At 71.6% G+C, this 13,422-nt stretch carries 11 protein-coding genes; 9 read left to right on the top strand and 2 right to left on the bottom strand.

Going from position 1 to position 13,422, the window contains the following annotated elements:
• Positions 1-103 precede the first annotated feature (103 nt).
• On the top strand, positions 104-697 hold the full coding sequence (locus O7595_RS19375) for a 5-formyltetrahydrofolate cyclo-ligase (protein ID WP_269729918.1): 594 nt from the start codon (positions 104-106) through the stop codon (positions 695-697).
• Here O7595_RS19375 and O7595_RS19370 read toward each other — a convergent pair.
• Complete coding sequence (locus O7595_RS19370) at positions 687-3,464, bottom strand: penicillin acylase family protein (protein WP_269729917.1); 2,778 nt, start codon at positions 3,462-3,464, stop codon at positions 687-689. The two genes, O7595_RS19375 and O7595_RS19370, sit on opposite strands and share 11 nt — an antisense overlap.
• A 195-nt stretch (positions 3,465-3,659) precedes the next feature.
• Between O7595_RS19370 and O7595_RS19365 the strand changes: the two genes are divergently transcribed.
• The 5 genes from O7595_RS19365 to O7595_RS19345 all read left to right on the top strand — a co-directional run bounded on the left by O7595_RS19365 (position 3,660) and on the right by O7595_RS19345 (position 9,494).
• Positions 3,660-5,198: a potassium/proton antiporter gene (locus O7595_RS19365; protein WP_269729916.1), complete on the top strand. Its 1,539-nt coding sequence runs from the start codon at positions 3,660-3,662 to the stop codon at positions 5,196-5,198.
• Between the two features lie 602 nt (positions 5,199-5,800).
• A complete protein-coding gene (locus O7595_RS19360) occupies positions 5,801-6,961 on the top strand; it encodes an MFS transporter (RefSeq protein ID WP_332328355.1) in 1,161 nt (386 codons plus the stop codon).
• A gap of 68 nt (positions 6,962-7,029) precedes the next feature.
• Positions 7,030-7,371 (top strand): FmdB family zinc ribbon protein, encoded by a 342-nt coding sequence (locus O7595_RS19355; RefSeq protein ID WP_269729914.1) that lies wholly within the window; start codon positions 7,030-7,032, stop codon positions 7,369-7,371.
• 235 nt (positions 7,372-7,606) lie between these two features.
• Positions 7,607-8,458, top strand: a complete 852-nt coding sequence (locus tag O7595_RS19350) for an S-methyl-5'-thioadenosine phosphorylase (RefSeq protein WP_269729913.1) — start codon at positions 7,607-7,609, stop codon at positions 8,456-8,458.
• A gap of 721 nt (positions 8,459-9,179) precedes the next feature.
• Complete coding sequence (locus O7595_RS19345) at positions 9,180-9,494, top strand: hypothetical protein (RefSeq protein WP_269729912.1); 315 nt, start codon at positions 9,180-9,182, stop codon at positions 9,492-9,494.
• A 52-nt stretch (positions 9,495-9,546) separates the two neighbouring features.
• On the opposite strand, the gene O7595_RS19340 is transcribed toward O7595_RS19345, so the two are convergent.
• Entirely contained in the window at positions 9,547-9,756 is a 210-nt protein-coding gene (locus tag O7595_RS19340; protein WP_269729911.1) for a hypothetical protein, read from the bottom strand.
• Positions 9,757-9,947: 191 nt separating this feature from the next.
• Here O7595_RS19340 and O7595_RS19335 point away from each other — a divergent pair, with 191 nt between their 5' ends.
• The 3 genes from O7595_RS19335 to O7595_RS19325 all read left to right on the top strand — a co-directional run bounded on the left by O7595_RS19335 (position 9,948) and on the right by O7595_RS19325 (position 13,401).
• On the top strand, positions 9,948-11,183 hold the full coding sequence (locus O7595_RS19335; protein WP_269729910.1) for a low temperature requirement protein A: 1,236 nt from the start codon (positions 9,948-9,950) through the stop codon (positions 11,181-11,183).
• 145 nt (positions 11,184-11,328) lie between these two features.
• Positions 11,329-12,372 (top strand): P1 family peptidase, encoded by a 1,044-nt coding sequence (locus tag O7595_RS19330; RefSeq protein WP_269729909.1) that lies wholly within the window; start codon positions 11,329-11,331, stop codon positions 12,370-12,372.
• Between the two features lie 195 nt (positions 12,373-12,567).
• Entirely contained in the window at positions 12,568-13,401 is an 834-nt protein-coding gene (locus O7595_RS19325; RefSeq protein WP_269729908.1) for a DUF6227 family protein, read from the top strand.
• Positions 13,402-13,422: the final 21 nt, after the last annotated feature.

Below are 13,422 nucleotides of genomic sequence, written 5' to 3'. Positions count from 1 at the left end.
GGCACCATATCCGGTACCTATGGGCGGAAGATTAGCCTCCGGTTAACTTTCTCCTCATACAGGCATATTGACAGTGGATTGTGAGGTTGCGGTGGACCCCGAGATGTCCGTAAAGAGCACGGTTCGACGTGAACTGCTCGACGCGCGACGCCTGCTGTCCCCTGAAGACGTCCGTGAGGCCTCGCTGGTTCTCGCCCGGCACGCACTGGAGCTCCCCGAGCTGGCCACCGCCCGTACCGTGGCCGCCTATGTCTCCGTGGGGCGCGAACCCGGTACCCGCGCGCTGCTCGACGCGCTGCGCACACGGGGCGTGCGGGTGCTCCTGCCGGTGCTGCTGGACGACAACGACCTCGAGTGGGCGGTGTACGAGGGGTCCGACCGGCTGGTGCCGGCCCGTCGCGGGCTGATGGAACCGGACGGCCCACTACTGGGTCACAAGGCCGTACTGGAGGCGGACACCGTCCTGCTGCCGGGGCTCGCGGTGGACGAGCGGGGCATGCGGCTCGGCCGCGGCGGAGGCTCGTACGACCGGGTCCTCGCCCGGCTGGAGGCGGCCGCGACCCGGCCCGCGCTCGTCGTGCTCCTGTACGCGAACGAGGTGGTCGCGCGGGTCCCGGAGGAACCGCACGACCACCCCGTCCATGCCGTGGTGACCCCGGAGGGCGTCCGCCGCTTCGCGGCCCGGCCTACGGCCTGAGCGCCAGCGTGTCCTCCGTCGCCGCTTCGACCGCCTTGTCGCTGTAGGCCCAGTCCAGCAGTTCGCCCTTGGCCCACTTGTCGGTCTGGTCGGTGTAGTGCTCGCTGTAGGCGTGGCCCGAGGCACCCGTCAGATTGATCCAGCGGGACTTGTCCCAGTCGCCCACGTTGACGACCATCCGCATCGACGGGACCCAGATCACGTCGTAGCCGCCGGCCGCGTTCCAGCCGGTCGCGTTGACCGCCGCCTCGCCGCCGCCAAGGTTCCACGGGCCGCGGTTGAGCATCCGCCGCAGTATGCCGGGGCCCTCGGTACCGAGCGTCTGGTTCTTCAGCGTCAGCTGGTGCAGCCTGCCCCAGCTCCAGCCGCCGACGTCCTTGCCGAGCTCGGCCGTCAGCTCCCAACGGGCGTCCTTCATGGCCCGGGCGAGGAGTTCGTCACGGGTGGTCGTCGCGTCGTCCTTGCGGGTCTTCGGCGCCTGCCACCACTCGCTGTCCTCGTCGTCGATCAGCCCGCGGACCACCTCGTACCAGCGGTCGCCGCCGTCCGGCTGGGCCGAGTCCGCGTCGCGCTGGCCGCACTCGCGCACCAGGGAGTTCAGGTCGTCGACCGGTCCGGTGCTGTCGGCCGGACGGACGTTGAGGCACTCGCCCCGCATCCGCAGCTCCTTGGGGAGCTTGTTGCCGAAGGCCAGCTTGAGCACATGGCGCCAGACGGCGTTGAAGTAGGCCGCGGCCCCCGAGTCCGGCTCCTGGGTGTAGTCCCAGCCCTCCAGCAGCTTCTGCGCCTCGCGCACATACGGGTCGGAGACGTCGATCTTCAGCAGATGGGGCGTCAGCAGCTTGGCGATCTCGCTCTGGTTGTCCGTCTGCATGGTGCGCATGTCGTCCGTCGAGATCTTCCCGCCGTCCTTGATCTTCAGCTCGATCAGGTCGTTGATCCGCTGGCTGCGGGAGCCGTAGCCGTAGTCCTTGGTGATCAGGTACGGGTACTTCTCGGCGTCCACGACGGCCTGGTTGGCGGTGACGATGTAGCCGCGCTTCGGGTTGTACTCGTACGGGAGCTCGTCGAAGGGGATGTACCCCTCCCAGCCGGAGGTCGGGTTCCAGCCCGGGGCCGGCATCGAGCCGTCGAAGCCCTCGGCGCGGACCGGGATGCGCCCCGGCGCCTGGTATCCGATGTTGCCCTTGGCGTCCGCGTAGATCAGGTTCTGCGAGGGGACGTCGAAGTCCTTCGCCGCGGCGCGGAAGCCCTGGAAGTCCTTCGCCCGGTTGAGCTTGAAGACGGCGTCCAGTGAGTTGCCCGGGTCCAGCGCGGTCCAGCGCAGCGCCACCCCGAAGCCGTTGCCGCGGTCGGGTGCGGGGGTCCTGACCGGCGCCCGCTCTCCCACGCGCTCCAGCTCGGCGCTGCGGTCGGAGATCAGCGGTCCGTGGTCGGTCTCCCGGACGGTGATCTTCTTGCTGCCGCCGCCGGCGACCCTGATGGTCTCCTCACGGACCTTGAACGGCTTGATCCGGCTGCCGGACGTCCAGCCCGCCTGGGAGACCTTCTCCAGGTAGAGGTCGGTGACGTCCGCCCCGAGGTTGGTGAAGCCCCAGGCGATGTCCTGGTTGTGGCCGATGACCACCCCCGGCATACCGGAGAAGGTGTACCCGGCGACGTCGAAGGAGCACTTCTCCGAGACGGCACGGCAGTGCAGGCCCATCTGCGCCCACAGGGACGGCAGCTGCGGCGCGAGGTGCGGGTCGTTGGCGAGCAGCGGCTTCTCGGTCGTCGTGTACTCGCCCGAGACGACCCAGGAGTTGGATCCGATGCCGTTGCCGTTCGGACCGAGCAGCGCCGGGACGCGGTCGAGCACATCGGAGAGGCCGGAGAGCTGCGTCTGCGCGCCCTGCCCCGCGCCGGAGCCGGCACCCGGGCCGCTGCCGGCGGAGCCGGGGGAGCCGGCGGAACCCGACGAGCCCGGGGAGTCCGGGGAGGGCTTGCCCTTCGGGTCCCACTTCTCGGCGTCGTCGTCCACGGCACCCGCCGTGACGACGGGCTGGTGCAGGTCGTACGGGTACTCCGGGTACAGCTGCTTGATCTGCTGCTCGCTCAGCCGGCTGGTCATCAGCGAGCGGTCGATCTCGTCCTGCATGTTGCCGCGCAGGTCCCAGGCCATCGCCTTCAGCCAGGCCACCGAGTCGACCGGCGTCCACTTCTCCGGCTTGTAGTCGTTGGTGAGCCCCAGGGCGACGTACTCGAGGGAGAGGTCGCCGTTGTCACGGCCCGCCAGATAGGCGTTGACGCCGTCGGCGTACGCCTGGAGGTACTTCTTGGTCGCGGGCGAGAGCTTCTCGTCGAACTCCTGCTGTGCCACCCGGTGCCAGCCGAGGGTGCGCAGGAAGGCGTCGGTCTCGACCTGCCCCGCGCCGAACATCTCGGACAGCCGGCCCGCGGTGACGTGGCGGCGTACATCCATCTCCCAGAAGCGGTCCTGCGCGTGCACGTAGCCCTGCGCGCGGAACAGGTCCTCGTCGGTGCTCGCGTAGAGCTGCGGGATGCCGTTCGCGTCCCGCTTGACGTCGACCGGGGCGGTCAGACCCTTGAGCTTGATCGTCCCGGTGGTCTGCGGGAAGGAGGCACGCACGGTACTGACGCCCCAGTACGCACCGCCGCCGACACCCGCGACCAGCGCCAGGGCCAGGGCGAGCACGATGAGACGGCCGCGGCGGCCCCTCCTCCTTGCCGGCTTCTGGGCGGGGGAGGCGGTTGTGTTGGAGGGCATCGCTGTCCTTCGAGGGCAGTGTGGTCCTGGGAGTGCTGGAGCAACCATAGGCGCAGCGATCGACGGGCCCGGACGCGGTATCAGTAACGCGACGCCAACCAGCAGTCATTCGAACGCACTGGCGATTACCGGAAGGAAGCCGTCATGGGAGCGTCAAGAAAACGTTAAAGATTAGGTAAGGTAACGAAGTGTCGCTTGCCGGGGGAACTGTCCGGCGACAAGCGCGAGGGGAAGGATCGGCCGCTGACTGTCCACCAGCTCAATGCACTCCTGCTCATCTGCTCGCTCGTTCTGCTCATCGCCGTCGCGGCGGTGCGCGTCTCCTCCCGGAGCGGGCTCCCCAGCCTGCTGCTGTATCTGGGCATCGGGGTCGCGATAGGACAGGACGGCATCTTCAACGTCGAGTTCGACAATGCCGGACTCACGCAGGTGATCGGCTATGCCGCACTCGTGGTGATCCTGGCCGAGGGCGGCCTGGGCACCAAGTGGAAGGAGATCAAACCGGCCCTGCCCGCGGCGGCCATGCTGTCGACCGTCGGCATCGCCGTGAGCGTGGGAGTCACCGCGGCCGGAGCGCACTACCTGGTCGGACTGGAATGGCAGCAGGCCGTCATCATCGGAGCGGTCGTCTCCTCGACGGACGCCGCCGCCGTCTTCTCCGTGCTGCGCAGGGTCCCCCTCCCCTCCCGCATCACCGGTGTCCTGGAGGCCGAGTCCGGCTTCAACGACGCCCCCGTCGTCATCCTCGTCATCGCGCTCTCCACCACGGAACCGATCGAGGAGTGGTACATCCTCGTCGGAACCATCCTGCTGGAACTGGCGATCGGCGCCGCCATCGGCCTCGCGGTCGGCTGGCTCGGCGCGTACGGGCTGCGCCACGTCGCCCTGCCCGCCTCCGGCCTGTACCCGATCGCCGTCATGGCCATCGCGGTGACGGCGTACGCCGTCGGCGCCCTCGCCCACGGCAGCGGCTTCCTGGCCGTCTACCTCGCGGCGATGGTGCTCGGGAACTCCAAGCTCCCCCACTGGCCGGCCACCCGCGGATTCGCCGACGGGCTCGGCTGGATCGCCCAGATCGGTATGTTCGTCCTCCTCGGACTGCTCGTCACCCCGCACGAGCTCGTGCGGGACTTCTGGCCCGCGGTGGTCATCGGACTGGTGCTGACGATGGCGGCACGGCCGCTGTCGGTCGTCGTCAGCCTGCTGCCGTTCCGCATCCCGTGGCGCGAGCGGGCCCTGATGTCGTGGGCCGGTCTGCGTGGCGCCGTGCCCATCATCCTGGCGACCATCCCGCTGGTGTCCGGGATCGAGGGCAGCGAGCGGATCTTCAACATCGTCTTCGTTCTGGTCGTCGTCTACACCCTGGTCCAGGGCCCGACGCTGCCCTGGGTGGCGAAGGCACTGAAGCTCGGGAACGGCGCGGAGGCCGCGGACCTGGGCATCGAGTCGGCGCCGCTGGAGCGGCTGCGCGGCCATCTGCTGTCGGTCGCGATCCCGGAGAAGTCCCGGATGCACGGCGTCGAGGTCGGCGAACTGCGGCTGCCCGCCGGCGCCGCCGTCACGCTCGTCGTCCGCGAGAGCAAGAGCTTCGTACCGAGCCCGACGACGGTGCTGCGGCGCGGCGACGAACTGCTGGTGGTGGCGACCGATCCGGTGCGGGACGCGGCGGAGGCACGCCTGCGGGCCGTGGGACAGGGCGGCAAGCTGGCCGGCTGGCTGGGCACGGGCGGCTAGCCGGCCGGGAGGCCGGGGACGGGGCTCGGGGACGCGGGACGGGCGGCGGACCGATGCCGGCGGGGACGGCGGTGCGGACGTGGAGGCGTCGGCCGGCCAATCCCAGGTGACGATCCCATTGAGTCGGCGCATTCCGAGGCCGGGACGCCTCCGGTCCCTGTAGCATGAAGGCACACTGATCGACCAACTCTGCCTGACGCAGAGCTGGCGCGACCGTATGGCGGCCGAGCGACTCCCTGCAGTGGGGCCCGGTATCTACCGCAGTTCCGCGCAAGAGGACAGCTCTCGGCGATCCCCGGCACCCCGGGAGAGCGCTACCAGGCGGCAGAAAGGCAAGGGCCGTGGAGTCCACGGTCGCTTCTGACACGTCCACCGGCACCCCTGCGAGCACTCCCCCCACGCCGTCTTCCGGCACGGCTTCGTCCACGAGCCCGGTCGCGTCGGACACGGCCCCGTCCGTGGGCACCTCCTCGTCCTCGCACAAGCAGCCGCCCTCCGGCGCACCGTCCGGCGGCCGGCGTCCCGGCTACGGACAGTTGCTCCGCACTCCCGGCGCGTGGACGTTCCTGCTGCCCGGGTTCGCCGCCCGGCAGCCGTTCGCGATGCTGACGATCGGCATCGTCCTCCTCGTCCAGCACACCACCGGTTCCTACGGAAGCGCGGGCGCGGTCGCCGCCGTCACCGGCGTCTCCATGGCGCTCTTCGCCCCGCAGAGCGGCAAGCTCGCCGACCGCTTCGGCCAGCGGGCCGTCCTGGTCCCGGGTGTGCTGGTGCACGCCGCGGCCGGCGGCGCACTGACCGCGCTCGCGCTCGCGGGCGCCCCCCTGTGGGCGCTCTTCGCCGCCGCGGTGCCGACCGGCGCCTCGGTGCCGCAGGTCGGCCCGATGGTGCGGGCCCGCTGGGCGGCGAAGCTCGGCGGGTCCCGGCTGATGCCGACGGCCGCGGCGTTCGAGTCCGTCACCGACGAGTTCACCTTCGTGGTCGGACCGGTGCTGGCCACCGCCCTGTGCACCGGCGTCCACCCGGCCGCCGGTCTCGTCGCCGAGGCCGGACTGACCCTGGCCGGCGGTCTGCTGTTCGCCGCCCAGCGCCGTACGCAGCCGCCCTTCGGCAGCCCCGTGTCCGGTGGGCCGGCCGTCCGGACTTCGGCCCTGTCGGTGCCCGGTGTGCGGGTCCTCGCGATCGCCTTCCTCGGCATCGGTTCGGTGTTCGGCGGCATGCAGGTCTCGCTCACCGCGTTCACCGAGGAGATCGGGCAGCCCGGTATGAACGGTCTGCTCTACGGACTCTTCGCCGCGGGCAACATGCTCGCGGGCATCGCCGTCGGCGCGATCGCCTGGAAGTCCGGTCCGCGGCGCCGCATGCTGGTGGGCTACGCGGGTCTGGCGCTCGCCGCGTCGCTGCTCTGGACGGCCCACTCCGCCGTGCTGCTCGGCGGGCTGGGACTGCTCGTCGGAGTGTTCATCGCACCCGCGCTGATCAGCGGCTTCACACTCGTCGAACCGCTGGTTCCGGCGTCGGCCCGGACGGAGGCCTTCACCTGGCTGACCGGGTCCGTGGCGCTCGGCCAGGCGGCCGCGGTGACGGTCGCCGGCCGACTCGCCGACGCCCACGGCGCGACCGCGGGATTCCTCGTGCCGCTGGTGGGCACCGTGCTGGCCCTGGCCACCCTGGTGGCACTGCGGGCGCGCCTCGCGCCGCGCCCGCACAGCCGTACGGTCGCACGTGGTGTCGGTCACCGAGTGCCCGTGACGGTGGACTGAGACGAGGGAATGCGTCACTATGGACCGTCGTTAGCACTCATCGAGTGAGAGTGCCAGGAGGAAGACAAGTGCCGACGTACCAGTACCAGTGCACCGAGTGCGGCAAGGGCCTCGAGGCGGTGCAGAAGTTCACCGACGACGCCCTGACCGAGTGCCCAGGCTGCCAGGGGCGCCTCAAGAAGGTGTTCTCGGCCGTCGGCATCGTCTTCAAGGGCTCCGGCTTCTACCGCAACGACAGCCGCGGCTCCTCGTCGAGCAGCACTCCGTCGTCCTCGTCGGCGAAGTCCTCGGCGTCTTCGGCGTCCTCTTCTTCCCCGGGTTCCTCCTCGTCGTCGGACTCCAAGGCGTCCGCGAGCTCCTCCAGCTCGTCCGGATCGTCGGCTTCGTCCGGCAGCACGACGGCCGCCTGACTCCAGAGCTCGCAGGGTCCCCACCGCCTTCGGGCGGCGGGGACCTTTCGCATGTGCGACGGACGTCGTGCCCGATGGGTTCGGCGGGCGGGGGAGTCGTGGCGGTCATGGGAGTCGTGGAGTGGGCGGGTTCTCCGGGCGGTGGGCGTGGCCCGGTCGACGGATCCACCGGGCGGTGGCGGGCGGCCGATGGGCGGATACCGGCCCGTGTTCGAGCGCGGCTACTGTGACGGCCATGGCCAACGCAGAGAGCGCACAGCGCGCGGAGATCGGCGTCATCGGCGGCTCGGGTTTCTACTCGTTCCTGGAGAACGTGACCGAGGCGGAGATCGCGACGCCGTACGGCAGCCCGAGTGATTCCCTGTTCTTCGGCGAGATCGCGGGGAGGAAGGTCGCCTTCCTGCCCCGGCACGGCCGCAGCCACCGCCTCCCGCCGCACCGCATCAACTACCGGGCCAATCTGTGGGCCCTGCGGTCCGTGGGCGTTCGCCAGGTCCTGGGGCCGTGCGCCGTCGGCGGCCTGCGGCCGGAGTACGGGCCCGGGACGCTGCTGGTCCCCGACCAGTTGGTGGACCGGACCAAGTCCCGGGCCGACACCTACTTCGACGGCGAGCCGCTGACGAACGGCGAGGTGCCCAACGTCGTCCATGTGTCGCTCGCCGACCCCTACTGCCCTGCGGGCCGGGCGGCGGCGCTGGCCGCGGCGCGCGGCCGCGACTGGGAGCCGGTCGACGGCGGAACGCTCGTCGTGGTCGAGGGGCCGCGCTTCGGCACCCGCGCCGAGTCCCGATGGCACGCGGCCATGGGCTGGTCGGTGGTCGGCATGACCGGGCACCCCGAGGCCGCGCTCGCCCGTGAGCTGGAGCTCTGCTACACGTCCATGAACCTGGTGACGGACCTCGACGCCGGGGCCGAGAGCGGCGAGGGCGTCTCGCACGAGGAAGTCCTGGAGGTATTCGCCGCCAACGTCGACCGGCTGAGGGACGTCCTGTTCGACGCGGTGGCCGGACTGCCGGCGAACGGGGAACGCGACTGCCTCTGCAAGAGCGCGCTGAACGGCCTGAAGACGGGCATAACGCTGCCGTAGTGCGCCCTGCCGTAGTGCGGGACGGGCGCCATGGAGTGCGGGCGGGTTCGGGGTGGTGCCCGAGCCACTGTCACCTGAGAGGGTGAGGGCCTTTTCCACACTCCTCAAGTCGTCCACAGGCCGGAGCGGGCCGCAGCGTGAACGGGGATCGTGAGGGGCGTCGGGCGTACCTCGCCCGCGTCACCGTCCCCGCACACGACAGGTGGTCACCACCATGACGCTGCTCTCCGCGCCCTCCTCCCACGGCCACGTGCCCTCCGCCCCCTTCGGCCCTTCGGGCTCCCCGGGCTCCTGGGGGCCTCCCCGCTCGGCAGGTGCCGGTGGCTCCTCGGCGACCTGGGCGCCGGGGCTGCCCCCGGCTCCCGCGCCGGAGCCCTGCGGGGTGCCCGCCTTCGCCCCCCTGAGGGTGCCGGACGGACGCCCGTGGCAAAGGCCCCGGTTGAGAAGGGTGCTACGGCGGAGGCGACGGGCACTGGCCGCGGGTCTGGCCGTCACCGCCGCCGCGCTGGCGGCCTGGCTGCCGCGGGTGCAGCCCGGTCCGGACACACCGCGCGAGCCGGCCGCACTACCGCGGCACTCCCCGACCTCCCAGGGACCGCCGACACCGCCCTCGACTGCGGCGGGCCCGCAGCAGGACGCTTCGGCGGGAGGCGCTTCACCCGACGACACCGCGCAGGGCGACGCGTTGTCGGGGGGCGCTTCGGCTCGGTCGACGGAGATCGTGTCCGCTCCGGTGCGCATCGCGGACGCAGAGACCGTGCGGCTGCTGCAGCCGGGCGACCGCGTGGATGTGATCGCGGCCCCCGAGGTGTCGGCGGGCACGGCTCCGGGCCGCGGGACGGGCATCGGCGGCGCGTCGCGCACCGGTCCCGACGCACGCGTCATCGTGACGGGCGCCCGTGTGGCGGAGGTGCCTCGGGCGGCGGCAGGGGTCCGGGACGGCGGCGCGCTGATCGTCCTGGCCGTGCCGCGCCCCGTCGCCACGGCGCTGGCCGGCGCGGGCGCCACCTCACGGCTGGCGGTGACACTGTGCTGAGCCGAGCCCGTGTGCACGGGAGGGCCGTTCGCGCGCCGGCACGGCCCCGCCGTCAGAGGTGGTGCGGGGGCTTCTCGTCGAGGAAGCGAGCGAGGTCCGCGGCGCTGTCACCGCTCGCCGGAGACCGCTCTCCCCACCCGCGGTCCGTGTCGTCCGAGGACTGCTGGTCCAGCGGGTCGTCGAAGATCAGTCCCGGCTTGGGAAGGGGCTGCGGCCGGGGCTCCTCCGCATCGCGCGGTCCGGTGGCGGGGGCGGTGCTCATGGAACCAGCGTACGCGGGCGCGGGCCGGCACCTCACTGCCCCGGACCGCGCCGCCCGGCCGGCGGAGGGGCGGGCCCGACCGGCGGACACCTCGCCCCGGCCCGAGAAACGGGCCGGGTCCGCCGACGAGCCGGACCGGCCGGCGGTGTCCTGCGGGATGCGGATCCGGTGCCTTCTGCTGTGCTGGATCCATGACCTCCTCGACCTCTCCATCCGCTTCCCGCGGGCACGTCGGCTTCGGGGCGCTGCGCCACATGCACGCCCGGCGCCGGGACGAGGCGCATCGCACGGCGACTCCGCTGGAGCTCTTCTTCGACCTCTGTTTCGTCGTCGCGGTGGGGCAGGCCGGGCTTCAACTGGTGCACGCGGTCGCGGAGAACCACGTCGCCGACGGCGTCGTCGGCTATCTGTACGTCTTCTTCGGCATCTGGTGGGCCTGGATGAACTTCACCTGGTTCGCCTCCGCCTACGACTGCGACGACGTCCCGTACCGGATCGCGACACTGCTCGCGATCTGCGGAGTGCTGATCTACGCGGCGGGAGTGCCGAGGGCGTTCGCCGACAACGACTGGACGATCACCGTCATCGGCTACGTCGTGATGCGAATCGCGCTGACCGCGCAGTGGCTCCGCGCCGCCGCGTCCGAGGACCGGGGGCCCGCACGCAGAACCGCGCTCATCTACGCCTGTGGTGTGGCCCTGTGCCAGCTCGGCTGGATCAGCCTGCTCCTCGCACCCGCGGACTCAAGACGCTGGCTCTTCCTGATCCTCGTGGCGGCCGAGTTGCTGGTGCCGGTCGTGGCCGAGCGTCGCCACCAGACGCCCTGGCATCCGCACCACATCGCCGAGCGCTACGGCCTGTTCACGATCATCGTGCTCGGCGAGACGATGTTCGCGACCACGGTGGCGGTCCAGTCGGCCCTGGGCGACGTCAAGGAGTTCTCCGAACTGGCGCCCATCGCGGGGGGCGGCATCCTGATCATCTTCTCGGCCTGGTGGATCTACTTCGCGGTACCCGCCCACGAACGCCTCAAGAGCAACCGGGAATCCATTCCATGGGGTTACGGCCATTTCCTGATCTTCGCCTCGGCCGCCGCGATCGGGGCGGGCCTGGAGGTCGCGGTCGAGCAGTCCGTCGGCAAGGCGCACATCCCCACCTCGACCGCCTCGGCCGCAGTGACCGTGCCGACGGCGATCTACCTGTTGACGGTGTGGTTCCTCCACGCCCGGCACTTCAAGGAGACACTGGCTCAGCAACTGGTCCTCCCGGTCGCCGTCCCCGCGGTCCTCCTCTGCACTCTCGCCGGCCACTGGGCCGTCCTGGCGGCGGGGCTGGTGGCCGCGGCCACCGTCGCGACGGGCGTCGCCCTGGCGAGCCGCACCCCCGAGGCGAAACGGGCCTCCGGTACTCCCCCCTCGGAGGTGTGACGAGTCTTCACCGATCGGAGCCCGGTGACACCACTGCGCGGACGCCACGGCGACGACGCCCGGGCAGTGACGCCAGGGCGACGAGTGGGACCACGTCAGCGCCGAGGCCGTCTCACCGTAGGCGACCGCGTGATACCCAGAAGTCATGGGACTCAACGACGCATTGACCGATGTGAGCGGCATTCGGGTCGGCCACGCCCGGCTCGGCGGTGAGGGCGCGCTCAGCGGCACCACGGTCGTCCTCGCGCCCGAGGGCGGCGCCGTGGCTGCGGTGGACGTCCGAGGAGGGGGTCCCGGCACCCGGGAGACCGACGCCCTCGACCCCCGCAATCTCGTCCAGCGCATCGAGGCGATCGTGCTGACCGGAGGCAGCGCCTTCGGCCTGGACTCGGCATCAGGCGTGATGGCGTGGCTGGAAGAGCGGGGGCGCGGGGTGCCGGCAGGCCGGGAGCCCGGACAGGTCGTGCCGGTCGTTCCCGCGGCGTGCGTCTTCGACCTCGGACGCGGCGGCGACTGGCGGGCGAGGCCGGACGCGTCGACGGGACGCGCCGCGGTGGAGGCGGCGGCGCGCACGGAGTCCGGCGCGCCGGTCCAGGAGGGCTCTGTCGGCGCGGGCACCGGCGCGGTGGTGGGCCGGATCAAGGGAGGTGTGGGCACCGCCGGCACGGTGCTGGGGGACGGTACGACGGTCGCCGCACTGGTGGTGGCCAACGCGGCGGGCTCCGCGCTCGACCCGGACACAGGTGTGCTCTACGGGCGGCACTTCTTCGGCGCGAAGCCGGTGGCACCCGCTCCGGAGGTCCATGCGGCGGCGCTGCACCGGCTGGCCCAGGCGTCCGAGCGCAATGGGGCGCCTCCGCTGAACACGACCCTCGCCGTCGTCGCCACCGACGCCGACCTATCCCGTGCCCAGGCGCACAAGCTCGCCGGCACCGCGCACGACGGCATCGCGCGCGCCGTGCGGCCCGTCCATCTCCTCAACGACGGGGACACCGTCTTCGCCCTCGCCACCGGCACCCGCCCGCTCGACGGCCATCCGCTCGCCCTCAACGCGGTGCTCGCCGCCGGTGCGGACGTCGTCACCCGTGCGGTCGTCCGGGCGGTGCTGGCCGCCGAGAGCGTGCACGGACCGGGAGGGGACTTCCCTTCGTACACCGAGCTGTACGGGGGGCGTCACGAGGGCCGGTAGGGCGCAGGGTTCAGCTCCGGGAGCGCGGACTGACGTGCGGCGCACGGGAGTTGAGGGGGCGCGTGGATGCGGCGGAACTTCGGCGGGTGCGCCGTTCGTTTTCCCGAACCCGGGACGCGATGTCAGACCCAGGGACTACGTTAAGCAGTCATCAAGTGACGTGTGGCAACGGCCTGGAGATCCGGGAGATCCACCTTGAACGATCCGTATGAGACAACCGAGACGCACCTCGAGCGGCTCCTGGGTCGGGCTCTCAATTCCTTCGACCTTCCCGACAGCGTGGTGGAGCGGCTCGACTCGGCTCTGGCCCATGACAGTTCGCTGCACTCATCGCACCACAGCGCGGCCCTGGACCGTTCGACCTACCGGCACGCGTATCTCCTGGCGGACGGCTCCTCCCTCACGTTGTGGGAGCTGGTGCACAACACCGGCCGTGACGGCGCCACGCGGCACGAGCTGTACGCGGACGAGGGAGAGGCCCGACTCGCGGCGTCCCGGCTGCGTCCGGACCGCGGGCGGCGGCCCGGCGCGGACGGTACGGACGACGGACAGACCGACGAACTCGCCGCGATATTCGGCGCGGCGCCCGAGGGCACCGGCCACGACGGCCCGGACGGGAGGCCCGTCGACGACCTCGACGCCGATCTGGAGCTGCTGGGCCGCCTGCTGGCCACTCCGCCGATGCCCCTGGCACGCACCTACGTCCCCGACGACTCCGCGGACCATGCCCGGCGACTGCTGCGCCGGGCCGAGAACCCGGACCGGCCGGGCGAAGAGACGGCCGGGCTGCTGCGCGCCGCTTTCGCGCACCACATCGGGCAGGCGTTCGGCCGGCAGTGCCCGGCCGCCGATGTGCGGGACGCCGTCTTCACGCTCTACGAGCACGCTTTCCTGCTGCTCGACGGCACGGAGCTGAGTCTGTGGGAGGTCGAGCACACGGCCACACCCGACGGTCGCCACATGTGCGAGGTGTACGCGGACGAGCGCACCGCACGCGAGGCCATGGAGCTCCGCGCCAGGGTGCGCTGACGCGGGCCCCTGCGGGTGACG

This window comes from Streptomyces sp. WMMC940 (genome assembly GCF_027460265.1).
Classification (GTDB): Bacteria; Actinomycetota; Actinomycetes; order Streptomycetales; family Streptomycetaceae; genus Streptomyces.
Note: the sequence above shows the minus strand (reverse complement) of the source record. Positions and strands in the feature narration are given on the sequence as shown.